Here is a 25,652-nt window from a genome sequence, read left to right on the forward strand (position 1 = left end):
GCCATGAAACTGTCCATTTTCCCGCCCCCCTTTGCGGGCGCGCCCGTGGTGGTACTGATTGCCGGGCTCGGCGGCAGCGGGAGCTACTGGCTGCCTCAGCTCGCCGTGCTGGGGCAGGAGTATCAGGTGGTGTGCTACGACCAGCGGGGCACGGGGAATAACCCGGATACCCTGCCGGAAGACTACACCCTCGCACACATGGCCGACGAGCTCGCACTGGCGTTAGCCGGGGCCGGGATCGCCCGTTACTGCGTGGTCGGCCACGCGCTGGGGGCGCTGGTAGGCCTGCGGCTGGCCATCGATAAGCCCGACGCCCTTACCGCGCTGGTCTGCGTCAACGGCTGGCTGACGCTCAATGCCCATACCCGACGCTGTTTTGACGTTCGCGAACGTCTGCTGCATGCGGGCGGCGCGCAGGCGTGGGTAGAGGCACAGCCCTTGTTCCTCTACCCGGCAGACTGGATGGCCGCCCGCGCCCCGCGGCTGGAGGCCGAGGACGCGCTGGCGCTGGCCCATTTTCAGGGCAAAGCCAATCTGCTGCGCAGGCTGCATGCGCTGAAGCAGGCCGATTTCAGCCGCCACGCTGCACGCGTTCGCTGCCCCGTGCAGATTATCTGTTCCACCGACGATCTGCTGGTGCCGTCCGTCTGTTCTGATGAACTGCACGCCGCACTCCCGCACGCCCGCAAAACGGTCATGCGCCAGGGCGGGCATGCCTGCAACGTGACCGCGCCGGACATCTTTAACACTCTGCTGCTGAACGGGCTTGCCAGCCTGCTGCACAGCCCAGAACCCGCTTTGTAAGGAGTTTGAATGAGCGAAGCCATCACGCCCGCCGCGCTGGAAACGCTGTTTACCGGCGCACGTACCCATAACGGCTGGCTGGATATACCGGTCAGTGACGAGACGCTGCGCGAGATTTATGACCTGATGAAATGGGGGCCGACGTCCGCCAACTGCTCCCCGGCGCGCATTGTGTTTGTGCGAAGCCCGGAAAGAAAAGAGAAGCTGCGCCCGGCGCTCTCCAGCGGCAACCTTGAGAAAACGCTCACTGCCCCGGTCACGGCGATTGTCGCCTGGGACAGCGAGTTTTATGAGCGCCTGCCTGAACTGTTCCCGCACGGCGATGCCAGAAGCTGGTTTACCGCAAGCCCCGCGCTGGCGGAAGAGACCGCCTTTCGCAACAGCTCAATGCAGGCCGCGTACCTGATTTTCGCCTGCCGCGCGCTCGGGCTGGACACCGGGCCGATGTCGGGTTTTGACCGGGAAAAAGTGGACGCGGCATTTTTCACGGGCACGCTACTCAAAAGCAATCTGCTGATTAACATCGGCTATGGCGATACGACCAAACTGTACGGACGCCTGCCGCGTCTGGCCTTTGACGATGCCTGCGGGCTGGCGTAAGGAGCGAACGTGATGACACCGGATAAACAAACCTTTCGCGACGCTATGGCCTGCGTCGGCGCAGCGGTCAATATCATTACCACCGACGGCCCGGCAGGCCTGGCGGGCTTCACCGCCAGCGCGGTATGCAGCGTCACGGATTCCCCGCCTACCCTGCTGGTGTGCCTGAACCGCGGCGCGTCGGTCTGGCCGATTTTCAGCGAGAACCGCACCCTGTGCGTTAACACGCTGAGTGCCGGACAGGAGCCTTTATCCAACCTGTTTGGCGGGAAAACGCCGATGGCGGACCGCTTTGCCGCTGCCCGCTGGCAGACAGGCGACACGGGCTGCCCGCGTCTGGAAAATGCGCTGGCCTCGTTCGACTGCCGCATCAGCCAGGTGGTGAGCGTTGGCACTCACGACATTCTGTTTTGCGACATCGTATCCATCGTACGCCACCCGGCGCCGCAAGGGCTGGTGTGGTTCGACCGCGGCTATCACGCACTTATGCGACCCGCCTGTTAATCCGCATTCAGGAGACAGATCATGTTCGGACTTCCCCACTGGCAGTTGAAATCGACCTCCACAGAAGAAGGCGTGGTCGCGCCGGATGAAAGGCTCCCGCTCGGGCAGACAATGGTGATGGGCGTGCAGCATGCGGTCGCGATGTTTGGTGCGACGGTGCTGATGCCCATGCTGATGGGGCTGGATCCTAACCTCGCCATTTTGATGTCGGGTATGGGTACCCTGCTGTTCTTTTTTGTCACCGGCGGGCGTGTGCCCAGCTATCTGGGCTCCAGCGCCGCCTTCGTTGGAGTGGTCATTGCAGCGACCGGGTTTAACGGTCAGGGTATTAATCCCAACCTGAGCGTGGCCCTCGGAGGCATTATCGCCTGTGGGCTGGTCTACACCCTGACCGGTCTGGTGGTGATGAAAGTCGGCACGCGCTGGATCGAGCGAATGATGCCCCCCGTCGTCACCGGGGCGGTGGTGATGGCGATAGGCCTGAACCTCGCGCCGATTGCGGTGAAGAGCGTATCCGGCTCGCCGTTTGAAAGCTGGATGGCGGTGATAACGGTGCTGTGCATCGGCGTGGTGGCGGTCTTTACGCGCGGCATGATCCAGCGGCTGCTGATCCTGGTCGGGCTGATTGCGGCCTGTCTGGTCTACGCGCTGCTGGCGAACGTGTTCGGCCTCGGCAAACCGGTTGATTTCACACTGATTCATCAGGCCGCCTGGTTCGGCATGCCGCACATAACCTCGCCCACCTTTAACTCTCAGGCGATGATGCTCATCGCGCCTGTCGCAGTGATTCTGGTGGCTGAAAACCTGGGCCACCTGAAAGCCGTAGCGGGAATGACCGGGCGCAATATGGATCCGTATATGGGACGGGCGTTTGTGGGAGACGGCCTGGCGACCATGCTCTCCGGCTCGGTCGGCGGCAGCGGCGTGACGACCTACGCGGAAAACATCGGCGTGATGGCAGTGACCAAAGTCTACTCGACGCTGGTCTTCGTGGCGGCGGCGGTGATGGCGATGCTGCTCGGCTTTTCCCCAAAATTCGGCGTATTGATCCACACCATCCCGGCACCCGTGATTGGCGGCGCCTCGATTGTGGTATTTGGTCTTATTGCCGTCGCGGGGGCACGTATCTGGGTGCAGAATCATGTTGATCTGAGCCAGAACGGTAACCTGATCATGGTGGCGGTGACACTGGTGCTGGGGGCGGGTGATTTCGCCCTGACGCTGGGCGGGTTTACGGTGGGCGGGATTGGCACGGCGACCTTCGGCGCGATCCTGCTCAACGCCCTGCTGAGCCGCCGGAAAAGGGATGTACCGCAAGGAAAAGCCATCACCCCTTCCACCTGAAATACGTGCCGCATTCTTGCCGGGTGACGCTACGCTTACCCGGCCTACAATTGGCAAGTAGGCCCGAGCAAGCGAAGCGCCGCCGGGCTAAACGGACAGGGTGCGCGTTGTTAGCTATCTGCCCTTTGTTCAGCGCTCAATCCGGCAGTCGCCTTACGTCGTTTTTTTAACTTCAACTCGCTCACCAGCACCCCGGCGATAATAAATGCCGCGCCCACCAGCGCCAGCAGCGGCAGACGCTCCCCGGCGAGTCGCCCGAAAATACCCGCCCACACCGGTTCACCGGTGTAAATGACCGTCGCCCGTGTCGGGGATACGCTGCGCTGCGCCCAGTTCATGGTGACCTGGATAATGGCGCTGAAAATGCCCAGCCCCAGCGCCACGACGATAAGCCCGGTAGACATCGGCGGGACGGACTCCCCTGCCGGCACCATCGTCGCGAACGCCACCAGCGACGCGGTGGCAAGCTGCACCACCGTCACCCGCTTGAGGTCCACTTTTCCTGCCCAGGCGCTAATCAGAATAATTTCTGCCGCAATGGCGACGGCCCCCACCAGAGTGATGATCTCCCCCGGCCCCAGCGCCAGCAGATTATTTTCCGGCCCGGCTAATAAAATAAGGCCGATGAACGCCAGCACGATGCCAATGCACGACATCAGGCCCGGCATTCTGCCGAGGCACAGCCACTGCAACAGCGGCACCAGCGGTACGTACATGGCGGTGATGAAGGCGGATTTACTGCTGGAGATAGACTGGAGCCCCCACGTTTGCAGGCTGTAACCCATGGCAATCGCCACGCCAATAGCGACACCCGCTTTAAGCTCTCTCAGGGTCAATCCGCGCAGGGTTTTCAGTGAAATAAGCGCCACGGCAACCGCCGCGGTTGCAAAACGCAGCCCTACAAAGAAAAACGGATCGCTCATCGTGACCGCGTACTGAACGGCAAGAAAGGTTCCGCCCCAGAACATGGTGATCAAAATCAGGATGGCTTCCTGAGGCTTAATGGAGAAGGTAAAACGGGAAACGGACATGGGACACCAGCACGAAGAATCAATCCTGTAGTGTGCGATGCCTTTGATGACAGTTCAATGTAGCAGACATAAAAAAACCGCCGGGAAACCCGGCGGCAGAGAGTTAACCCGGCGTACTACTTGTTGCTGCCGTGGCTATTTTTACCCCCTTTTTTACCAGCCTCTGATGCGCGCTGAGGGTCGTTTTTAAAGTTGCCCCCGCTAGACTGGCCACCTTTACGACCTGCTTCTGATGCTCTTTCACGGTCTTCAGCGAAATTACCTGAACCACCACGATGGTTTGCCATCTCTAACCTCCAGAGTGTGAAACATTAGACATCATATTGCATTCAGTAAAAGAGGATTCTTTCACCTCGCGGCTCAAGGACAGTGCCTTTATCTGTGCCGCGTGAAACTAAGCTTAGTGTAATGCGGCTATCCGGCAAGCGAGAGGTAATATTCTGCAACATGATCTCAGCCTTTCGTATGAAATATTGAGGAAGTCATTCATAAGCCATTCTTATATTTTGAAAAATCCGCGCCGCGAAAGTTGTTTCATTTTGCTACAAAGCACGTAACGAAAAGATATTGTTATATATCAAAGAAATGCCGTTCATTTTTGCAGTCTGGCCGTGATGTCATATCTTTAAAGGAACGCAGCGATCCGCTGTAAGAAAAACCAACGAGGAGTGATGCAAAATGGCAAAAGTTCTGGTGCTCTATTATTCCATGTATGGACACATTGAAACCATGGCTCACGCAGTAGCAGAAGGCGCAAACAGAGTAGACGGCGTTGAGGTCGTGGTTAAACGCGTACCGGAAACCATGCAGGCGGAAGCCTTCGCCAAAGCCGGGGGGAAAACACAAAACGCCCCGGTCGCCACCCCGCAGGAGCTCGCGGACTATGATGCCATTATCTTCGGCACCCCGACCCGCTTCGGCAATATGTCCGGCCAGATGCGCACCTTCCTCGACCAGACGGGCGGACTCTGGGCCTCCGGCGCGTTATATGGCAAGCTGGCCAGCGTGTTCAGCTCTACCGGCACGGGCGGCGGCCAGGAGCAGACGATCACTTCCACCTGGACAACGCTTGCGCATCATGGGATGGTCATTGTGCCGATTGGCTACGGCGCGCAGGAACTGTTTGATGTCTCCCAGGTCCGTGGTGGTACGCCCTATGGCGCAACAACGATTGCCGGTGGGGATGGTTCACGTCAGCCAAGCAATGAAGAACTTTCAATCGCCCGCTATCAGGGTGAATACGTCGCGGGTCTTGCCAAAAAACTGAACGGCTAACCTAACAGGAGGACAAGTATGCCAACTCAAGAATCCAAAGCTCACCACGTGGGCGAATGGGCAAGTTTACGCAATACCTCTCCGGAGATTGCCGAAGCCATCTTTGAAGTCGCCAATTATGACGAAAAGCTGGCTGAACAGATTTGGGAAGAAGGCAACGATGAAGTGCTGGTTCGCGCCTTCAAAAAAACCGACAAAGACTCGCTGTTCTGGGGCGAGCAAACCATCGAACGTAAAAACGTCTGAACGTTCCCCCCGCCCACGCGGGGGGTTATTTTCTATTTCGCCGCGTTATCCATCACCGCATTGATTTTATCGACAGGACAGAAGCCGTTGCCATCCACCGGACAGCCCTTCAGCTCCAGCGTCACGCGCTGCGCAGGGGATTGCAGCGACAGTACGCTGGCGTTACGCAGCTGATCTGAACTCTGGTAAACATACTCAATTTTCATCAGCTCCTGGTTAGTGTTTTTATCATGCCAGCGCTGGAAGACAATTTTACCGCCAATCGGGGTTCTTTCCTGCTGGTCGTGCAGCTGATAAGGCCTGAAGTCCAGCGCGGTCAGCAGCGAGGCGATGTTAGAGTCGTGCCCTACCAGCAGGGTGATTTTTGGCGCTTTTGCCTGGTCGGTCACCAGCGCTTTATCAATGTACTTCACCAGCGGTTTAGCCACGTTCTGCGCCACCTCCGTCGACGTAAACAGCGAGTCCTGATAGCCGTTTTTCAGCTTCGACAGCACGCGCCACTGCTGATCGGTTTTGATTTCCCCCCAGGCCACCTGGTCTGTCGGGAAGCCTTCGTAATACTGTAGCGTGAACGCATCCACCAGCGAGTTACCCACCTTCAGCGGCCCGGAGACGCCCGGCTCTTTTTCATAATCGGCGCTGAAGGTATCTTTCGCCTCCGTCAGGGAGCAGACTTTTTTCTCCTTGCAGGACGGCGAGTCGCTGTAGTTTGTCAGCTGTTCCAGCAGTTTGTAGCTTTCATCCAGCTGCATTTTCTGCCGTTCCGTCTCCATCGCTTTCAGCGCTTTCTCGCGAAACTCAGGGGAGTTATCGGTAATGACCGGATTGAAGGTGGGGTCCATGGTGCCCATTTTTTCCTGATGATGCACAGGAACATCGCACCCGGGGAACGCGCCGGTGATAAAGAACTGCGCGGTCGCCACGGTGCGCTGGAGGCTGTTGGCGTAGGCATAGACGGTATCCGCTGGCGGGCATTCACCCGTCTTCACCATTCCCTGCTCTGCCAGCCACTCGCGCATATAGTGACCCATATACACTTCCAGTACGCCGCCTTTGGTGGTGAGCTGTCCACCCGGGACGTCCCACTCCGGCCACTGCTTGGGCGTGGACTGCTCCAGCACGCTGCCGTTATTGGCAAGCGGCGCGCGCAGGTTGTGGCGGCTCATGATGAGCACCTGTTCCAGCTGATAGCCATCCGGCGTGTCCTGTGCCTGCGCCCCAAACGTCACTGAAAACGTTCCTGCCACGGCGACAGCGAGTAGTGCTTTTCTCATCCCTTTTTCCTCATGCGTTTTTATCGTTACGCTGAGTGTGACAGACTGGTGACCGTTTTTTCGGGAAGCATTTCTCAAACTGATGAATACGTTCAGATGCTGATGCCGGTGACGATGCCGACATACAGCGCCGCCCATGCGCAGGCTGACAGCAGGCTAACGACGTAAACCTTCATCGCGCTCATCCTGAGCATGCCGGCCGCCAGCGGCACGATATAACGCAGCACCGCCAGGAAACGCGACGTGAACAGCGCGACTACGCCGTGCTTTTGCAGCTGATGCTGTACCCGCAGAAACTTATCGGCATGTTTTGCGGTGAGGCGTGACACCAGCCGGGTATGCCCCATCAGCTGGCCGATATGGTAATTCAGCACCGAACCTGCCGTAGCGCCCATCACCACCGCCAGCCACGTCATTCCGGGATGCAGACTCGACTGACTGACGGCGATCCCCGCCATCAGCATGACCGATGCGGGCGGCAGCACCGAGGAGACCAGCACCGTCGATTTACTCAACGCCATAACAACGAGCAGCGCGAACAGATGCGTCGGATAATGCGCAAAATGATCCAGCAGCGTGTCCAGCCATGCCATTTTACTCTCTCCGGTAACAAATGAATTATCCATTTAAAAAGAAAGCAGTTAAATAAAACCTCAACATGCGTTTAATACTATTCATTTAAACCGTTCTTCAACATTATTAAAATTCCTCAGCAGCGGTTTTAAATAAGCGTATTATCCCTCTCGTTTTACAACGATCTAGTTATGGCGAGGCTCCTGTACAAATACACGTTATCGCTCTGGCGGGTTCGAGAGAACCGGCACAGGGTAAAACAGGCACTGTCGAATCAAGGCTTTGTCAGTATAACTTCCCTTGCGGGATACGGTGTACAGTGCTGAACCCAGGACGTGGGGATCTCCTTTCCGACATGCCCTGTCTTGCTCGCCCCTGAGAGATTTTATTATTCAAAGGGAATTTACTATGTCTTACGCTATTCACAACCAAAACCTGGCTTTCAATGACAGCGCCATCGCGCAATATATGAATACCGATTTTATCGTTATCGATATTTCATTATGCGTAGCTCTGGCACGCGAGCAGTTTTTTGGAAAATTAAAAGATGATGATATTCCGTCGCATATTTTTATCGAAGATAACGGTCGCCTCGCGGGTTTGATCGCCGTACGCAAATTGTTGCAGGCCACCGACACCGTGCAGCCCGTTAAGGGGTTGATGATATCGGATTTTATTCAGCTCAAACCGGAAGATGAGCGGGCGGATGTCGCCGGGGTGCTGGCGCACGCGGGGGCGGATGTGGTGCCGGTGGTGGCCCACGGCAAGCTGGTGGGCTGCCTTACCGAGCGTGAAATCGCCCATCTGCTGGAAGATGACGTTACTGAAGATGCCCAGCTTCAGGGGGCGACGCTGCCGCTGGAGAAGCCCTATCTGGAAACCAGCGCCTTTAGCCTGTGGAAGAAACGCTCCGTCTGGCTGCTGCTGCTTTTTGTCGCGGAAGCGTATACCAGCTCGGTGATCCAGCATTTTGAAGAGGCGCTGGAATCCGCAATTGCGCTGGCGTTCTTTATTCCGCTGCTGATTGGCACCGGCGGAAACAGCGGGACGCAGATCACCTCGACGCTGGTGCGCGCCATGGCGCTGGGTGAAGTCCACCTTCGCGATGTGGGTCGTGTGCTGCGCAAAGAGATGAGCACCTCGTTAATGATTGCCGCCACGCTGGGTCTGGCGGGTTGCGTTCGCGCCTGGATGATGGGCATTGGGATGGAAATCACGCTCATCGTCAGCCTGACGCTGGTCTGCATTACGCTGTGGAGCGCCATCGTCTCGTCGGTGATCCCGATGGTACTGAAACGCTGCAAAATCGATCCGGCGGTGGTCTCCGCACCGTTTATCGCCACGCTAATCGACGGCACCGGGCTGATTATCTACTTCAAAATTGCGCAGTATACGCTGGGGCTGGAATAACGAAAAAACCCTGCGATATTGCTATCGCAGGGTTTTCGAATTTGGCGGAAGCGTAGAGATTCGAACTCTAGAACCCTTTCGGGTCGCCGGTTTTCAAGACCGGTGCCTTCAACCGCTCGGCCACGCTTCCAAAGTGAGGCGCACTATAAACATCTCTGAGCATGATGTAAAGCACGAAATTGCATAACGTTACACGTCTTTCGTCGTCCCCTTCCGTCCCGCTGATTTCTTCGTCATCGACTGGTTAAAATGTAAACATTTATTTTTACATTCATAACGTTTATTAGATTCGCGGGTGGTCATTTAGACTCTTTTTCGCACAACACCCATTAACCGTGGATCACTGCGATAAGAGATTAGCCATGACTTTATTTAACGACGATTATGAATTTTTTATTTATCAGTGATAACTATTACCTTTGCCATGGTGTATCAAGCTCCCTGACATCAACCCATTTGATTCGCGATGACGCGGATATTCACGATCTTGATGGGGTCGATCAGGCGATGGATTTTATCATTGCGATTGAACAGGATAAGTTACGCAATAAAACCATTCGGCAGGTCAAAAAAGTTAAGCGTGATTACATTGTCCTGATGCATGAGATAGAAGCCAACCGCGCGGTGAGAATCGATAATATTATCTATTCGTCGATGCATTTTACTGCTCACCCTTTTCAGCAGCTGATGCGTTTTTATCGGGCGCTCAGGACACACTCCTTTACGCGACGCGAGTATGACGTGCTGAAGCTGTTTCATTTGGAAAACCATGAGATCGCGAAAAAGCTGCAACTGTCACAAAAAACGACCAGCACCTACCGCGTGAGGATCATCGAGAAATTAAATATGCGCTCAAAAAACATTCTGGCGATGACCCGTGTAAAATCGGCGATCGTCGATTAAAAGCTGTGACATTTTGCCTTGCCACGGAAAAACCGGGCCGTCACGTTTCGCCCTGAGGGGGTTTGGCTGGCGCGGTATACCAGTTCTCTTTGGCAACCATCACGCTGCCCTCTGGCTGCATAACAAAATTCGGGGACATGATCTGCACGTTAAATTCGTTAAACACATCCTGTATCTGGCTATGCAGTTCATTGCGGGCAACCGCGAGGGACTGATCGGGCAGCAGGCGGACCTGCAATTCGTAAGCGATATACCAGTCCATTAACCCTAACTGGCGCACCAGCGGCGGCTCGGAAAGGTCAAACCCTTTTGCCCGTTTCGCGGCCAGCTCCAGCATGGCATGCACCTGACGCCATGGGGTGTCATAACCGATAGTGACGCTGACCGTCAGATTGAGGCTGCCATCGGGCTGTAGCGCGCTCAGATTGGTGATCTTACCGCTCACCACCACCGCATTGGGCACGGTAACGACATAATTTTCCCGGGTAATAATTTTGGTCGCCAGCATGCCTATTTCACTGACCTTACCTTCGTTATCCGCCACCCGAATGACATCGCCTTTACGCAGCGCGCGGGAGTAAATCAGGACCAGACCGCTCATGGCATGGTTCATCACCCCTGCCGAGCCCAGCGTTAACATCAGTCCAAAGAAGACGCTAATACCTTTAAACGCCAGCGAGTTTGCACCGGGAAGAAACGGCCAGGCAGCGGAGAGAGCAAATAGCCAGACGGCGACGGAAATGAGCTTACGGGTAGCCCCCACGGTTTCCGGATGTACGCCGGGAAGTTGCAGACGACCAGCCTCCACCTGATTCAGCACCATCTTAAGAAGCTTCAGAATAAAAGCGGTAATGAGGAAAATGATCAGAACAATCGTCAGCCCCGGCAAGGCCGAGACAATCGCCAGGGCAATTTGCTGTACCACGCGAAGCGTCCAGTCTCCCAGCGACGTGCCCCACACCCGCGTCCACGGAAACAGACTGAATGCCCAGCTCAGCCAGACGTAAAAGCCAATCAAACCCAACAGGAACATCAGCAAGGCGTAAAGCCGAATCTCAATGGCGCCAATGTACCGCCGCCAGCTTTGCGGCACCCGGCTGCGGTTCTCCACAATACGCCGACGGTAGACGCGCCGGAACCAGCGCCAGGATCGCCACGCGCCGTAGCAGAGCAGCAACAGCGCCAGCAGGCCAGCGGCTCACGCACATCCGCCTCGGTAAAATTGCGCAGGGTGTTGCGGATGCGTAAAACGCGCTCTTCCGGCGTAGTCAGGCCAAATTTCGCCTGTAGCATGACGATGGGCTGATGGAAGATATAGACCGTTCGGGCGCGCTCCTGCTCCGTAGGCGCCTGGCGGGGCTCTGCGGCATACGATGAGAAGGCGCTCAGGGCGGCAAAACAGAACGCAAACGCGAGCAGGATCTTTTTCATCCTCACTCCCCCAGGTCAGAAATCTTGTTATTTTTCAGGCAACCCGCGAATGCCAGGTGGGTATGTTGAGAATAGTCCAGCCTTTCGTTTCTGCAACAAGCGACGGTGAGCGTGTTGCTCTCAATCGCAATATATGTATTATGTTATAACATAACAATTTCGGATAGCGTTCTATGTTACTTAAAAAAGGGTTATTTCTGGCTTCACTGCTCTCCATGGCACCTGCCGCTTTCGCCGCAACCACCTGGCCTCTCACGATTGAAAATTGCGGCGTAAAGCAGACCTTTACGCAGGCTCCTCAGCGCGTCGTGACCGTGGGTCAGCATGAAACAGAATTACTGCTCGCACTGGGGCTGGAGAAAACCATCGCCGCGACGTCAGTCTGGTTCGGCACGCTGCCACCCACGCTGGAGGATGCCGGGAAAAACCTCCCCCGGCTTGCGGATAATTCCCCCTCCTTTGAGGCCGTGGTAGGGCAGAAACCTGAACTCGTTCTCGCGCAGTATCACTGGCACATTGGTCCGCAGGGAGAAGTGGGAACCCGTGAACAGTTTGCGTCGCTGGGGATTAATACGTGGATCTCCCCTGCCGACTGCACGGATAAAACGGTAACGGAAACCTCAAACGCAGACGGAGCACGTAGCGCGCCGTTTTCACTGGCGGAAATTACGCGGGAAGTGACAGATCTGGCGACGATTTTTGATGTTTCCGCGCGAGGTGAGCAGCTCAATCGTGCGCTGGCGGAGCGTATTAAAAAGGCCCAGGCGCGCGCCTCCGCGAAACAACTTAGCGTCGTATTCTGGTTCTCCAGCAGCCGTCTGAATGGCGATCCCTGGGTGGCGGGGAATTACGGCGCGCCTGGCTGGATTAGCCGCACGCTGGGGTTGAAGAACATTATTGACTCTCACGACGAATGGCCCGCTGTAACGTGGGAACATATTGCCCAGTCGCAGCCGGACGTGATTGTTATCGCCGGGATGTCCCGCAGGCTCTATCCTGCCGATGAGGTTGAGGTAAAAAAAGCGTTCTTGCGCAGTGACCCGGTGACAAAGAACATGCCTGCGGTCAGGAACAACTACATCATCGTGGTGCCAGCGATGTCGTTAAACCCTTCATTGAGTAACGTCGATGCGGTTGAGCTTATCAGCGATCGGCTGGCTTCTTTCCAGGATGAACAATGAGTCATTTCGCTTTTGACCGCCGCCAGCAGGGTTTACTGGCAGCAGGTGCCATGGCGCTGCCGCTGATGCTGGTCTTTGCCGCCAGTATCGGGGATATGCCGGTGTCGTATGCCAGTACCGGGAAAGCGATCCTCAACGGACTGGGTTTGACCTCTTATGCGTTGCCGCAAACGGAGGAAGGTATCGTCTGGCAATATCGCATGAGCCGGGCAGTAATGGCCGCGTGCAACGGCGGCGGCCTGGCGTTGTGCGGGCTGGTGTTGCAGTCGATCCTGCGTAACCCTCTGGCTGAGCCTTATCTGCTGGGGATTTCCGCGGGCGCATCGCTGGGGGCCGTCTGCGTGATGCTTCTCGGCATCGGGGGGAGCGTGATTGGCGTGAGCAGCGGTGCGTTTGTCGGCTCGTGCGCCGCCTTTGCGCTCATCATGGTGATAACAAACGGGATGAGTGAAAGCCCGTCGCGCATTTTGCTGGCTGGCATTGCGGGCACCCAGCTCTTCAACGCCATGACCGCGTACGTCGTCAGCACGTCCGCCAATGCCGAGCAGTCCCGTAGCGTCATGTTCTGGCTGCTGGGAAGTCTGAGCGGCGTGCGCTGGCCTGACGCGCTGCTGGCGCTGGCCGTTACGCTGGCGGGTTTACTGGTGGTATTGCTCTTTTCACGGGCGCTGGACACCTTCACCTTCGGGGATGAGGTCTCCACCACGCTGGGGATCCCGGTTACCGCCGTGCGTATTGTCTTATTGCTGACCTGTGCCATTGTTACCGCAACGCTGGTGAGCGCCACCGGCGCAGTGGGGTTTGTCGGGCTGGTCATTCCCCATGTGACGCGCATGCTATGCGGGCCGGGCCATCGTCGCTCGATCCCGCTGACGTTTCTTATCGGCGCCCACTTTATGATCCTCGCCGATATCGTCTCACGCACGCTGATTGTGCACCAGGTTCTGCCCATCGGGGTGGTGACTGCGCTGGTGGGCGCCCCCGTCTTTGTGGCGTTGCTTGATCAAAACCGAAAGGAGCATCCATGAATATTACTGTGGCCGGGTTAACCGTAACCCGACAAGCGCAGACGGTGCTTAAGGGTATCGATCTCGACCTGCCATCCGGGCAGATTATCGGCCTGTTAGGGCCAAACGGCTCGGGCAAGTCGACGCTGCTGCGCTGTCTCGCCGGGCTGTTTCCACGACTCGGCGAACGCGTGGCGCTTAATGGCACAACGCTCGGCATGATGCCGCTGAAAAAACGCGCGCAGCACATGGCGTTTGTCCCGCAACATGCTGAGGTCGACGGAGAACTGACCGTTGAGGACATTGTCAGACTGGGGCGTACGCCCTACCGGAAAACATTCCAGAAAACCTCGCGCGACGATGAGGCTGCGGTTGAGCAGGCGATTGGCCTGATGCAGTTATGCCGCTTACGCCAGCGGCGATGGCACTCTTTGTCTGGCGGAGAGCGCCAGCGAAGCCAGATAGCCCGCGCGCTGGCCCAACAGCCGCAGGTGCTGTTGCTCGATGAACCGACAAACCACCTGGACATTCAGCACCAGCTGGAGCTGATGCGGCTCGTTTCACAGCTGCCGCTTACGGTGGTGGTTGCACTGCACGATCTCAATCTTGCGGCCAATTATTGCCAGCGTTTGATCCTCCTGAAGGCCGGGCAGATCGCCGCCACGGGCGCGCCCGAAGCGGTTCTGACGCCGGCAAACATCGAGGACACCTGGTGCGTAAAAGCTCAGGTCTGCAAGGCCGACGCCGGGATCACGATAAGCTACAACATGGTGGCATGACGGAAGACTGGCGCAAAAGCAAAAACTCCTGCGATATTGCTATCGCAGGAGTTTCGAATTTGGCGGAAGCGTAGTCCGCCAAATTAATGTACGAAAATGTCAGAAATCGTCCATTTTTACCATTAATAAACAATATGTTGTCAGAATCGATTGTTCGAGGACGTCTTGCACCATCCGAAAAAATCTGACATTTTATGCAGTACCTTATGCATGGCGGTTTGTATGACAGGATTTAACATATGCCAAAGAAAGCCAAAGAACTCACCGGACTGGCTGTTGCCAAGCTAAAAACTGAAGGCTCTTATGCTGTTGGTGGAGTTGACGGTTTATATCTCCGGGTCCGGGGTCAGTCCCGTTCATGGATACTCTGTATTGCAATGGGAGTCAGAGTAAACGGATTGGGAAGGACGGTCCCCAGACGTTTGAACATGGGACTTGGTGCCTACCCTGAAGTCTCCTTAGCAGATGCCCGTGATAAGGCCCGTGAGTTACGTAAGCAAGTCCGTAATGGTGTTAATCCACTTGAAGAAAAACACGCCGCCAGAGCAGAACAAGAAAAGCTAGCTCATAAGAGAAAGACATTTACCGAATGCGCTGAAGACGTTATCGAAATTAAGGCCAAGGAACTTAAAAATCAGAAACACATCGCACAATGGCGTTCAACGCTTGAGGCCTACGCTTACCCTGTCGTAGGTGAAAAGCCTATCAGCTCAATCACGAAAGCTGATGTAGTGGCAATACTTGAACCTATCTGGTTAACAAAAAACGAAACCGCCAGCCGCCTGCGTGGTCGCATAGAAGCCATTATTGATTACGCCAAGGCGAAAGAATACTTTGAGGGCGATAACCCAGCTTCATGGAAAGGTATGCTTAAGCCCCTGCTACCAATGCCAAGTAAGGTTCAGCAACAAAAACATCATGCAGCCCTGCCCTATAGTGAGATCAAACTCTTTATCTCCGAACTGCAGAAACGAGCTGGCATTTCAGCACGAGCACTTGAGTTTTCAATCCTGACTGTTGCCCGTTCTGGTGAAGTCCGGGGTGCTGAATGGTCAGAAATTGATCTGAAGAACAAAACGTGGACCATTCCCGCCAGCAGAATGAAAGCCAGTAAAGAACATCGTGTACCGCTGTCTGACGCTGCGGTAGATTTGTTAAAGGCTTTACCCCGCTTTAAGGACAATAACCTTGTGTTCCCTGCCCCTCGTGGTGGACAGCTATCTGATATGTCTTTGCTGGCAGTATTAAAGCGAATGAATCATTCAGGCTTAACCCAACACGGCTTCCGTTCCACGTTTCGTGACTGGGCTGGTGAAACTACAGATCATCAACGTGAAGTTATTGAACACGCACTGGCCCATCAACTAGCTGATAAAGCAGAGGCCGCTTATCAGCGCGGAACGTTATGGCCTAAGCGTGTGGCGTTGATGGATGATTGGACGCGATATTGTTTTGCCGTTTAACTGCTCTGTTTGAAAACACCATCAATAAAGCGCTGCGTAAGATGGGCTATGACACTACACAGGACATCTGCGCTCATGGTTTCCGCACACTAGCCTGTAGTGCCTTAATTGAGTCAGGTTTGTGGTCAGAAGACGCTGTAGAGCTTCAAGATGAGCCATTAGGAAAGCAACAGCATCCGTGCTGCTTATACCCACACAGCCCAGCATCTTGAGCAGCGCCGCCTGATGCTCCAGTGGTGGGCTGATTTCCTTGATGCTAACAGCAACGATATGGTCAGGCCGTTTGAGTTTGCTACAAATAAATAAAGGGAAAGGCCGTTCGCGGCCTTTCAACTTCATGCTTAATTACAGTCTATGCTGAATATGATACTGAATCTTTCTCTATCGCTAAACCAGCGATTTTTTCCAGCATTATTTCCCAGAGTGCGTATTTTCTTTTGTGCTCAATAAACAGAGATTTTAAATACTCTTCTGTTGAAGGGATTTTTTCAGTCCATGCAATATCTTTACTGTAATCAATGCTTTTTTTCATATCAGATGCCGCATAGGTGTAGTATTTACTCTGAGAACGACTGATACTGTCCTCTGCCAGCACTCTACGGAGCAGAGTTGCAGAACATGCATAACCATGCCTGTAAAGCTCACTCGATAAGGTACGAACAAAAGAACCGCGTAATAAAGACATCATCTCTGCGATTTCATTTTCACTCGCATTCATGACTTCAGAATCAAGTTTTCCATAACTATCTGTCCCGGACAAGAAAAGAATAACAAACGGAAAGCCTTTTTTCTTTGCTATGCCAGAGAACAAATCCAGTGAGTCATTATTTTTCTCCACCCGATTATAGATATTATAAAAAATAACATCACACCTGTTCTTAAATCCGTCTATACAAATTGTTTTTGCCTGCTGAATCTCGCCTTCTTCAATCAACGCCAGAGCCAACACCTCAGTCCATTTATCACGAAGCCCTGCCTGATCAACTGATTTATCTTCTTTGATTTTATTGAGAACCTGAATGGCCTCCTCAGTACACAGTTCATCAACCAGCAACTCAGCAAACTTAATGATATATTCTGGATGATTCAGTTTTCTTTTCTCAAAGCATTGCCTGATGAAATCAACATCCCTGATATACAGACTTAACTCAACAGCATCATTAACATCACCTGTCTTAAGAAGACTTTCCCTTAAAGCACGAATAACATTGTATCCCAGATCTTTTTTATACTTATCAAAAATATCAAAGTTAAAATATACATCACCTTTAAGTACGGAAAGTATTTTATCCGCTATAACATCAATGCTTTTGTCTTTTTGTAGGGACAGGGATTTTAACCATATTTCGACAGCACCATTATAATAGTCCATCCATGATCCATCTGGTGTATCAGCAATTTCGCTGACTTTATCAAATGAGAGCAGTAAATCATGGCAAAACGCCTCGGTTTTTTCAGGCAGCGTTGATACCGTCTTTTCAAGTGGAAATATGACATTCCTGTATAGCCCCTCAAAAAAAATCGCTGCTTCATAATAATCATAAAAGCGTTTTGTTTTAATTACCCTTTTGTATTCAGCCTCAGCCTTTTTCAGTGATTCTTCTGGAGTTAACAGATATTTATTAATAAGAAAGGATTTTGCCTGACCATTATCCTCTGCAATATCACAAATTATTTGCATGAGTTGATCGGCAGGTATTTCTTTGAGTAAAGCAAGTTGTTTCTTGTTCAGTTTAGCCATCATCACATCCTGATAATGTTTGGTAGACGCAGAAAAGCTAATTGTACTAACACGAGGACAGAACATTCAATAAAAGCATTAACATAATGATTTAAAAAGAAATCTGTAGCACGCTGTTCATTGATGAAATGCACTATTTACCGTAAAATATCCCCCATCACACAGTAACCTGATACAGATACGTGGAATGGTCAATGAACAAACTTTCGCCTGAAATGCCCGAACTGCAATCAATGAATATCACTGCTGATAACATCACCAAGCTTAAATCATTGTTTCCTGAAGCTTTTAATGAAGACAGTGTTGATTTTGAGGTTTTAAAGCAGCTTTTGGGTGAGAATGTAGACGACAAAGAAGAACGCTATGGCCTGAACTGGCATGGTAAGCGTCAGGCTCGTCAGCTTGCTCTTACCCCTTCCCGTGGAACCTTACGCCCATGTAAAGATGAAAGTGTTGATTGGGATAACACCAAAAATCTCATGATCGAAGGTGATAACCTTGAAGTGTTAAAACTTCTTCAAAAAAGTTATGCCGGAAAAGTTAAGCTTATTTATATCGATCCTCCTTACAACACCGGGAAAGATTTTGTTTATTCTGATAACTTCCAAGATAACATGAAAAATTATCTTGAAATGACAGGACAAACAGAAGATGGGGTACGAATCACCACAAACGCAGAAACCAGTGGGCGTTATCACACAGACTGGTTGAATATGATCTATCCTCGTTTAAAACTTGCTAAAAACTTATTGAGTGAAAATGGCATTATTTTTGTTTCAATAGATGACATTGAAGCATCGAAGCTTAAAATTATTATGGATGAAATATTTGGCGAAGAAAACTTCTTAGCCCAATTTGTTTGGCGTACAGATGGCAACTTTGATAATCAAGCCAAAATAAAAAATTGTCATGAGTATATATTACTATATGCAAAAAAAGAAATTAATTTCCCACATCCTCCTATAGTAGACCCTAACATACCAAAAGGGAGCAAATTATTTAAACCAGAGATTAGAAATACCATTGTGAAGAATGGGCCTAAAAACCCGTCAAGTAAGATAATACTTCCTGTTGGATTCCCTTGTGATATTACAAGTGGAAGAGTTAACTGTGCTAAGAATACGTGGCCTATTTACCATTCAGATCCAGAAATTAGTGATAACAAATTAACAAAGCCTTTAGTTATCGAAAGTGGATGGAGTTCGAAAGAACTACTTTTGGATTTTATAAAAAACAATTGCAATCCGATTATTGATAGTAAAGGACAAGAAACCAGTTTTGTACTAAGTCAAACTGGAACTATTGAAGTTGTGAAAAAACGTTCCGATTCACAAAGCCATGTAGTTTCCGTTCTAAATGGATTTGGTGGTACTCAAAAGGCAACAGCACAACTTGTTGAGATAGGAGCTTGCTTTGCCGGTTATCCGAAACCTCTTGATTTAATAAGTTACATTATTCAGATGATAGCTAAGGGTGACGATATTATTCTTGACTTTTTTGCAGGCTCAGGTCCAACTGGTCATGCAGTCATGTTACAAAATGCGAAAGATCGCTGCCACCGTAAATATATTTTAGTACAAATTCCAGAAGCACTGTCAGCCGAAAAGGAAACTCAAAAAACGGCAGTAGAATATTGTAGAAAAAATAATTTAAAACATAATGTTGCCGAACTTACTAAAGAGCGCCTGCGTCGTGCAGGTAAAAAAGTTCGTGAAGAAAATCCAGAATGGAAAGGTGATGTTGGTTTTCGTGTTTTCAAACTCGATACATCTAATATCCGTCCGTGGGAAGCCTCCGCCGAAACGCTTTCACAACAGCTTGATGCTTATGTAAGCCCAATCCTTGAAGGTCGTAGTGAAGAAGACTTGCTGACTGAACTGATGCTTAAGCGTGGTATTGATCTGAGTGTAAACGTTGAAACCCGTCAGTTTGATGAATTAACTGTTTCTTGTGTTGATGGTGGCAAATTGTTTACCTGCTTTACCCGTCAAATCCCTGCCTCTTCTGTTGAGGCACTAACCAAGGGGATCATTGACTGGCATAAGAGTTTAAAAGCTGGCAAAGATACGGTCTGCTATTTCCTTGATGACGCATTTGAAAATAACGTTGCTAAAACAAATCTTTGCGCCATTCTGGAACAGCATGGCCTGACAAACTTGCACAGCCTGTAAGGGAATGAGATGAAACTACATTTTGAATCTGACCTTACCTATCAGCAAAACGCCATAACATCGGTCTGTGATTTGTTTGAAGGGCAAGAGAAATGGGAAAGCGAAATGACTGTGCTGGCCCCAGCTCAGGGTGCACTCTCATTTGAAGGCGCAACAGGTTCAATGCCTGTAAACCCACAGATACCCGAAGATGATGTTCTGCTGAAAAACTTAAACAATGTTCAGTTGAAAAATCAGCTTCCTCCCTCACCTATACTCGACAGCCATGATTTTACTGTCGAGATGGAAACAGGGACAGGTAAGACGTATGTTTATCTTCGCACCATGCTTGAGTTGAATAAACGATATGGCATGAGCAAATTTATCATCGTAGTTCCTTCCGTTGCCATCAAGGAAGGCGTTTATAAAACACTACAAATTACTGAGGAACATTTCAAAAGCCTTTATGCGGGAGTTCCATACGAGTACTATCTGTATGATTCGGCAAAACCTGCAGATGTTCGAAATTTTGCAACCAGTTCTGTTATGCAGATCATGGTAATGACTGTGGGTGCGATTAACAAAAAAGACGTTAATAAGCTCTATCAGTCCAGTGAAAAAACAACCGTTGACGATCTGGATAAGCCAATTGATCTGATACGTGCTACGCGTCCAATTATTATTGTAGACGAACCGCAAAGTGTGGATGGTGGCTTAAACGGTGCGGGTAAAACCGCACTTGATGCTATGCACCCCATGTTCACCTTACGCTATTCAGCGACACATGTGCATAAACATCATATGGTGTATCGCCTCGATGCCATTGATGCTTACAATCAGAAACTGGTGAAACAAATCGAAGTTGCCGGGCTTGAAGTCCAAAATGCAAGCAATAGTCCCTATGTAAAACTGGTCAGTATTAACAGTAAGAAGAATAGCATTAGCGCGACTGTTATTGTTGATATAGCCGATAAAAAAGGGAATGTAACTCGTTCTGAAATTACCGTGCATGACGGTATGACACTTGATGACGAAACGGGGCGTGATATTTATCAGGGATACAGGATAAGTGAGATCCGCACGGGCAAAGAAGGCTATCTGACACTGGAGACGCCTTCTAATACCTACTATATGCAAGTGGGTGATGTCGTGGGTGATATTGACCCGATGCTCATCCAGCGTCATATGATTAGGCGTACAATTCGTGAACATCTTGATAAAGAACTTCGCCTGAATTCCCAGCAAATCAAGGTTCTCACCCTGTTCTTCATTGATAAGGTTGATTTCTATCGCCAGACTAATGAAGAAGGACTTCGTGAACCGGGTGAATATGCTCGTATCTTTGAAGAAGAATATCTAAAAGCGATCAAAAGCCCCGCATATAAAGATTTGCTCCCTTCTCATCCAGAACATGCTAAAGACGTTCATGATGGTTATTTCTCCATTGATAAAAAAGGTGGATGGGCTGAAACAAGCGAAAGCAATAATGCAGGCCGCGAAAATGCGGAACGTGGTTATAATCTCATCATGAAAAATAAAGAGAAGCTTTTAAGTTTCTCCAATCCGGTAAGGTTTATTTTTTCACACTCTGCATTGAAAGAAGGCTGGGATAACCCCAATGTATTCCAGATCTGTAGCCTTCGAGAGATGGGAAGTGAACGAGAACGCCGCCAGACTTTAGGCCGTGGTCTTCGCCTGTGCGTTAACCAAGAGGGTGAGCGTATACGTGATGACAGCATTAACATTCTGACTGTCGTTGCCAGTGAAAATTATGAAGCCTATGCTGAACGACTACAGAGTGAAATTGAGAACGAAACAGGCATCCATTTTGGTATCATCGAAAAAGATGCGTTTGCCCATCTGATATGCTCTGATTCCTCACAAGTTGTAGGTATCATCGCTTCACAGGAGATATGGTCTGAACTACATGCTGAAGGTTATCTGGAAAAAACCGGGAAAATCACCAAAGCCCTGAAAGAAGTATTATTCGAAAACACTTTTGTTGTTAGTGAGAAGTATGCCTCACTACAGGAACAAATTGAAACTATCCTGCGTAAATCAGCAGGACGACTCAATATAAACAATGCTGATGAGCGTAAAACTATCAAATACCGGAAAGAGATTTTAAACAGCCCGGAATTCGAAGCGTTATGGCAACGCATTAGTCAAAAAACATTGTATCGTCTGGCATTTGATGAAGATTCATTGATCAAATCCTGTACGAAATCACTTTCTGAAATGCAGCCTGTAGCAAAAGCAATGGTCAGTTTCAGTAAAGCCACCATAAAACAAAGCCAGTCAGGTCTTGGTGTTGAAGTTCAGTCAAATGGAACGACAAGCTCTGTAATAGATGTTGCAGAGCAGCCACTACCTGATATTCTTGGTGTTCTGCAGGAACAGACTGGACTAACAAGACGCAGTTTAGGCCATATCCTTAAAGAGAGTGGAAAACTCGCTGATTTTGCCAAAAATCCGCAACAATTTATCAGCGAAGCTATAGGCCGAATCAACTACTGCAAACGCCTGTCAATTGTTGATGGTATTAAATATTATCCACTAAAAGGAGAGGTGTATGCGCAAAGTCTCTTTATGGATAAAGAGCTAACAGGATATGCCCGTAATCTTTTTGAAACCTCGTCTAAGTCAGTTTACGAATACGTTCCTAAAGATTCTGAAGTCGAAAGCCGTTTCGCTCAGGAACTCGAAGAACAGGATGAAGTTAAGCTTTATGTAAAGCTTCCCGGTTGGTTTAAAATCCCGACACCACTAGGAACTTACAATCCTGACTGGGCATTAGTTATTGAAGACAATGGTGAAGAACATATTTACTTTGTTGTAGAAACAAAAAGTAAACACATTGGTCTTGGTAATGAAGAAGATGCGAAAATTACTTGTGGTAATGCTCATTTTATCTCACTCAAAGATCAGATGAATAATCCTGCTAGATACATGCGCTCTACCAATCTAAATGAGGTTGTGAGCAGCATATAAAAGAAGGGGGCCAAGCGGCCCTTTCTTTTTATTTTTTGAATTAAACCAACTCGATTTCCGTGCCCTTACCCCCAGATAGTGGTGAGTGATTATTTCATGCTCAGGTCGAGACCTGTTATCAAAACTCTTTCAATTATAGTAAGTAAGAGTTAATCTCTTAATTTACAATTCTTATTGCAAAACATCTAACATTGTCCACTGAACAATTATTCCCGTCCTCAGTACAAGCATCAGACCCACTTGCGACCCAACCTTGTGCTGCCATTCCATTACTATTAATGTTGGATTGACAAATATCTCCATAATTACTACCACTAGAAACTAAAAATTGAGTTCTCTCAATTCTTGCAGAACTACTTTTCCACACACCATTAACACAAGATAAAATAGCCCCTTCTGGCGTTCTTCCCTGTAATCCATTAGGTGAACATCCCCATCCTACATTCGCTTGTCCATTTATATAAATAAATTCACCAGCATTTACTCTGCCATTAGCATCAATATTTCCTGTTGATTTTATATATCCACCATAGAAACCAGCGGATGTTTGAACATTTTTACCGCCATACGCATTTATTGTAGCTGTATCTCCCATATTCCAACCACCACCATACTTTTGGAAATAAATTCCTCCATCTCCTAATGTTCTAAACCAGTTTTGAGTATAGGTTTCAGAACGAGACGTTACAGTTGCGCCTGATAGGGTTTTGTTAGAATTTAAGTTCCCATTGACTTGTCCGTTTCCTGATACATTAAGATCAGAGGCTAATGTAGTAACTCCTGCTACGTTTAATGTTGCTCCAACGGTAGCAGTATTAGTTTCTAATATTCCTGTTGTTGTCGTTCCTGCTGCTGTTATATCCTGAGCATTATAGACACTTTGACCACCCATGTTAAGATTTCCTGTCATTGGCAGTGTTCCATCTCGTCTTAAATAAACAGAATATAATGCACTATTAAACCCAACACGGAAAGCCAACTGTCCAGCGGAGGTAATATTATTGAAATTAGCAGAGGTTTCAGACCATTGACCACCATAACCGAAAGCATTTGATGTTGTTCTTGTCATGCCACTGTCAATACCCGCTTCCTGCATAGCTTTACCTAATAAATCGTAGCGAAGTTTTCCGCTTTCACTCCAAGGTAAAGTTGTTGTGATTAAGCCATTAACCACATAGTTAGGAGTAGCTCCTGAACGTTTTAACATTATCTTATAAGAAGATTTCTGGGCATTTACCCCGGTATATGATACTGGCAATAACCCTTCATTAATGAGTGTCTGATAAGTGATTTCACAACCTGAACCATTACAGGTACGGGGACCCGGATCGCTTGACTGACTACTGCTTGACGTCAGCGTAGAAAGCTTGTCATATCTGATATTGATATAGCCATTTACCGCCTCACCTATCTGCTTCATCTGTTAACCAACAGCCTTAGCCATAACATTTTCTTGTTCAGTTTTCATATCCTGAAAACGCATAAAAGCCATCATACTACCAACACCCAGCACCAAAATGAGTTCAAGTAATGAGAACCCTTTTTTATTTTGTTTTTTCATTTTCATCGTCCTTTTTGTTTCACGTACATATCAATTAACAAAAATAAAAAAGAGGTCAAGGTTGGTTAAGATATAATCCATAAAAAAGACTTAACAATAAATTTTAGGCGGGGTAATTTTATCCATTATCGTCTTTTGTATGTTATCCTGCTCATGACCTTAAACATTCAGGATAAAAGATAATGACTGACGCTATTAAAACACTTAATAACATCCGAACCCTTCGCGCACAGGCACGAGAAACAGATCTGGCTACTTTAGAAGAGATGCTGGAAAAATTAACTGCTATTGTTGAAGAGCGACGCCAAGAAGAATCACTTGCACTGCAACAAAATGCTGAACGTCAGGCCAAAATTGAAGCGCTTCGTGCACAACTGCTTGAAGATGGTATTGACCCATCAGAGCTGCTGGCTAATCCTAAATCTTCCCGTCCGGCTGCTGTTCGTGCTCCTCGTCCTGCTAAATACAAATACATTGATGAAAATGGTGATGAAAAGACATGGACAGGTCAGGGGCGTACACCAAAAGCGATTGCTGCTTCACTGGAAGGTGGTAAAACTTTGGAAGATTTCGCCATCTGAAATGGGGTGTGATTTATTGCCACGGAAGGCAGTAAAAATTGACTACCGCGCCCTCTGAGGCTTGGTCAACAGCTCCCCAGCCTAAAACAAGTTTTAAGCCGGAGAGCTGTTCGGACGTGAAATGATTTTATGGTCTGAATTTTTTGAGAACTCTTTCAATATAGATTTGTCCATTTACTTTATACTGTTCGATATCGTGTGTATGTAAAGATGGAACTTCTAACAACATTCCAAAGAGTAATTGTTTATCTACCTCATTTATATCACAGTTTAAAACCTTGGCAACCTCTGCACCGAGAATTATTTTTTGTCGTGTATTTTCTTTTTTGTTATCCCTCTTTTCTTTTGCTTTAAGATAATTGAGCTTATTTTGTGCTCCTGCTATTTTTTGCTCAAGTGTTTTCTTAATTTCAGGCCTACTTCTATCACTCTGAAAAATATTGCCAGTTAGATAGGTATTTTTTATTTCATCTTCACTCATTCTTTTCTCCACTGATGCCTATGATTATAAGGAATATTACTTCTGAACTCATCATCTGAAAGTGCTCGTTTGATTGATTTAATCCGGGAACGGAACTGTTTCTTTTCCTGTTTCTTTTTAAACTCAACTCTTATTTCTGTGATTATCTTTTCTGCTTCACTATACGCTTTTTCCAGATCGGTATAGATTCCATTATCAAGTAATCTTTTTGCTTCAAGATCGATGGCTTCATCGTTATTTTTATACATAAAACCTCCTTGCCTTTATTTCCTTAACACCAATTAGCATAATTAATAAATTAATCAATAGTATACAAAAATTA

The 25,652-nt window shown here is 49.5% G+C and carries 22 protein-coding genes, 1 tRNA gene, 3 pseudogenes and 1 riboswitch; of the genes and pseudogenes, 16 read left to right on the plus strand and 10 right to left on the minus strand.

The features are described 5' to 3' along the window. The first annotated feature begins 3 nt into the window (after positions 1–3). From rutD to rutG, 4 genes are read left to right on the plus strand one after another with little or no spacing between them, the layout of a single operon-like run. Positions 4–804 (plus strand): pyrimidine utilization protein D, encoded by an 801-nt coding sequence (gene rutD, locus ACOTYB_RS04530; protein ID WP_220153718.1) that lies wholly within the window; start codon positions 4–6, stop codon positions 802–804. A gap of 9 nt (positions 805–813) precedes the next feature. Beyond that, complete coding sequence (locus ACOTYB_RS04535; RefSeq protein ID WP_409248785.1) at positions 814–1,404, plus strand: malonic semialdehyde reductase; 591 nt, start codon at positions 814–816, stop codon at positions 1,402–1,404. 12 nt (positions 1,405–1,416) lie between these two features. Continuing rightward, positions 1,417–1,908 carry an NADH-dependent FMN reductase RutF gene (gene rutF / locus ACOTYB_RS04540; protein ID WP_015570873.1) on the plus strand — a complete coding sequence of 164 codons (492 nt, stop codon included), beginning with the start codon at positions 1,417–1,419 and terminating at the stop codon, positions 1,906–1,908. 21 nt (positions 1,909–1,929) lie between these two features. Beyond that, positions 1,930–3,252, plus strand: a complete 1,323-nt coding sequence (gene rutG, locus ACOTYB_RS04545; protein WP_220153717.1) for a pyrimidine utilization transport protein G — start codon at positions 1,930–1,932, stop codon at positions 3,250–3,252. A 110-nt stretch (positions 3,253–3,362) separates the two neighbouring features. Here the strand turns inward: rutG and ACOTYB_RS04550 are convergent, their stop codons facing one another. After that, positions 3,363–4,283, minus strand: a complete 921-nt coding sequence (locus ACOTYB_RS04550; RefSeq protein ID WP_263521498.1) for a DMT family transporter — start codon at positions 4,281–4,283, stop codon at positions 3,363–3,365. Positions 4,284–4,399: 116 nt separating this feature from the next. Then, complete coding sequence (locus tag ACOTYB_RS04555) at positions 4,400–4,570, minus strand: general stress protein (protein ID WP_001273664.1); 171 nt, start codon at positions 4,568–4,570, stop codon at positions 4,400–4,402. A gap of 391 nt (positions 4,571–4,961) precedes the next feature. On the opposite strand from ACOTYB_RS04555, the gene wrbA reads away from it, so the two are divergent. Beyond that, a complete protein-coding gene (gene wrbA, locus ACOTYB_RS04560; protein ID WP_006809323.1) occupies positions 4,962–5,558 on the plus strand; it encodes an NAD(P)H:quinone oxidoreductase in 597 nt (198 codons plus the stop codon). Between the two features lie 18 nt (positions 5,559–5,576). Beyond that, positions 5,577–5,804 carry a YccJ family protein gene (locus tag ACOTYB_RS04565; RefSeq protein WP_003858110.1) on the plus strand — a complete coding sequence of 76 codons (228 nt, stop codon included), beginning with the start codon at positions 5,577–5,579 and terminating at the stop codon, positions 5,802–5,804. Between the two features lie 32 nt (positions 5,805–5,836). Here the strand turns inward: ACOTYB_RS04565 and agp are convergent, their stop codons facing one another. Together agp and ACOTYB_RS04575 are read right to left on the minus strand one after the other, a co-directional pair. Continuing rightward, positions 5,837–7,078, minus strand: coding sequence for a bifunctional glucose-1-phosphatase/inositol phosphatase (agp, locus tag ACOTYB_RS04570; RefSeq protein WP_220153716.1), 1,242 nt, complete (start codon positions 7,076–7,078; stop codon positions 5,837–5,839). 92 nt (positions 7,079–7,170) lie between these two features. Further along, positions 7,171–7,671 (minus strand): DedA family protein, encoded by a 501-nt coding sequence (locus tag ACOTYB_RS04575; RefSeq protein WP_023315778.1) that lies wholly within the window; start codon positions 7,669–7,671, stop codon positions 7,171–7,173. A 158-nt stretch (positions 7,672–7,829) separates the two neighbouring features. Continuing rightward, positions 7,830–7,999, plus strand: a riboswitch (M-box (ykoK) riboswitch). 60 nt (positions 8,000–8,059) lie between these two features. Between ACOTYB_RS04575 and ACOTYB_RS04580 the strand changes: the two genes are divergently transcribed. After that, the gene (locus tag ACOTYB_RS04580; protein ID WP_045343523.1) at positions 8,060–9,061 is read left to right on the plus strand and encodes a magnesium transporter; all 1,002 of its coding nucleotides are present in this window, start codon (positions 8,060–8,062) and stop codon (positions 9,059–9,061) included. Between the two features lie 42 nt (positions 9,062–9,103). On the opposite strand, the gene ACOTYB_RS04585 is transcribed toward ACOTYB_RS04580, so the two are convergent. After that, a tRNA-Ser gene (locus tag ACOTYB_RS04585) sits at positions 9,104–9,191 on the minus strand. A gap of 254 nt (positions 9,192–9,445) precedes the next feature. Between ACOTYB_RS04585 and ACOTYB_RS04590 the strand changes: the two genes are divergently transcribed. Continuing rightward, complete coding sequence (locus ACOTYB_RS04590; RefSeq protein ID WP_032657976.1) at positions 9,446–9,964, plus strand: LuxR C-terminal-related transcriptional regulator; 519 nt, start codon at positions 9,446–9,448, stop codon at positions 9,962–9,964. Between the two features lie 40 nt (positions 9,965–10,004). Here the strand turns inward: ACOTYB_RS04590 and ACOTYB_RS04595 are convergent. Beyond that, positions 10,005–11,395: pseudogene (locus ACOTYB_RS04595) on the minus strand (mechanosensitive ion channel family protein). Between the two features lie 173 nt (positions 11,396–11,568). On the opposite strand from ACOTYB_RS04595, the gene ACOTYB_RS04600 reads away from it, so the two are divergent. The 5 genes and pseudogenes from ACOTYB_RS04600 to ACOTYB_RS04620 all read left to right on the plus strand — a co-directional run. Then, positions 11,569–12,576, plus strand: coding sequence for an ABC transporter substrate-binding protein (locus ACOTYB_RS04600; RefSeq protein ID WP_023324421.1), 1,008 nt, complete (start codon positions 11,569–11,571; stop codon positions 12,574–12,576). Continuing rightward, entirely contained in the window at positions 12,573–13,604 is a 1,032-nt protein-coding gene (locus tag ACOTYB_RS04605; protein ID WP_220153715.1) for a FecCD family ABC transporter permease, read from the plus strand. Before ACOTYB_RS04600 ends, ACOTYB_RS04605 begins: the two co-directional genes overlap by 4 nt. Continuing rightward, positions 13,601–14,362, plus strand: coding sequence for an ABC transporter ATP-binding protein (locus ACOTYB_RS04610; RefSeq protein ID WP_023315774.1), 762 nt, complete (start codon positions 13,601–13,603; stop codon positions 14,360–14,362). The genes ACOTYB_RS04605 and ACOTYB_RS04610 overlap by 4 nt, the downstream gene beginning before the upstream one ends. 239 nt (positions 14,363–14,601) lie before the next feature. Further along, the gene (locus ACOTYB_RS04615) at positions 14,602–15,825 is read left to right on the plus strand and encodes a tyrosine-type recombinase/integrase (RefSeq protein WP_219295718.1); all 1,224 of its coding nucleotides are present in this window, start codon (positions 14,602–14,604) and stop codon (positions 15,823–15,825) included. Positions 15,826–15,836: 11 nt separating this feature from the next. Continuing rightward, positions 15,837–16,131 (plus strand): annotated as a pseudogene (locus tag ACOTYB_RS04620) (tyrosine-type recombinase/integrase); the annotation flags it as partial. Positions 16,132–16,177: 46 nt separating this feature from the next. Here ACOTYB_RS04620 and ACOTYB_RS04625 read toward each other — a convergent pair. Then, on the minus strand, positions 16,178–17,566 hold the full coding sequence (locus ACOTYB_RS04625) for a SpnT protein (RefSeq protein ID WP_409248786.1): 1,389 nt from the start codon (positions 17,564–17,566) through the stop codon (positions 16,178–16,180). 194 nt (positions 17,567–17,760) lie between these two features. Between ACOTYB_RS04625 and ACOTYB_RS04630 the strand changes: the two genes are divergently transcribed. After that, positions 17,761–19,737 carry a site-specific DNA-methyltransferase gene (locus tag ACOTYB_RS04630; RefSeq protein ID WP_421765755.1) on the plus strand — a complete coding sequence of 659 codons (1,977 nt, stop codon included), beginning with the start codon at positions 17,761–17,763 and terminating at the stop codon, positions 19,735–19,737. 9 nt (positions 19,738–19,746) lie between these two features. Beyond that, a complete protein-coding gene (locus ACOTYB_RS04635; RefSeq protein ID WP_409248788.1) occupies positions 19,747–22,707 on the plus strand; it encodes a type III restriction-modification system endonuclease in 2,961 nt (986 codons plus the stop codon). A 157-nt stretch (positions 22,708–22,864) separates the two neighbouring features. On the opposite strand, the pseudogene pilV reads toward ACOTYB_RS04635, so the two are convergent. Continuing rightward, positions 22,865–24,268 (minus strand): annotated as a pseudogene (pilV, locus tag ACOTYB_RS04640) (shufflon system plasmid conjugative transfer pilus tip adhesin PilV). Between the two features lie 182 nt (positions 24,269–24,450). Here pilV and ACOTYB_RS04645 point away from each other — a divergent pair. Then, the gene (locus ACOTYB_RS04645) at positions 24,451–24,849 is read left to right on the plus strand and encodes an H-NS family nucleoid-associated regulatory protein (RefSeq protein WP_100280108.1); all 399 of its coding nucleotides are present in this window, start codon (positions 24,451–24,453) and stop codon (positions 24,847–24,849) included. A 127-nt stretch (positions 24,850–24,976) separates the two neighbouring features. Here ACOTYB_RS04645 and ACOTYB_RS04650 read toward each other — a convergent pair whose 3' ends face one another. Then, positions 24,977–25,330, minus strand: a complete 354-nt coding sequence (locus ACOTYB_RS04650; protein ID WP_409248789.1) for a conjugal transfer protein TraD — start codon at positions 25,328–25,330, stop codon at positions 24,977–24,979. Next, positions 25,327–25,578: a hypothetical protein gene (locus ACOTYB_RS04655; RefSeq protein ID WP_049842670.1), complete on the minus strand. Its 252-nt coding sequence runs from the start codon at positions 25,576–25,578 to the stop codon at positions 25,327–25,329. Before ACOTYB_RS04655 ends, ACOTYB_RS04650 begins: the two co-directional genes overlap by 4 nt. Between the last annotated feature and the right edge of the window lie 74 nt (positions 25,579–25,652).

Source organism: Enterobacter cloacae complex sp. IR5450, assembly GCF_049238665.1.
GTDB classification, from domain to species: Bacteria; Pseudomonadota; Gammaproteobacteria; order Enterobacterales; family Enterobacteriaceae; genus Enterobacter; species Enterobacter hormaechei_C.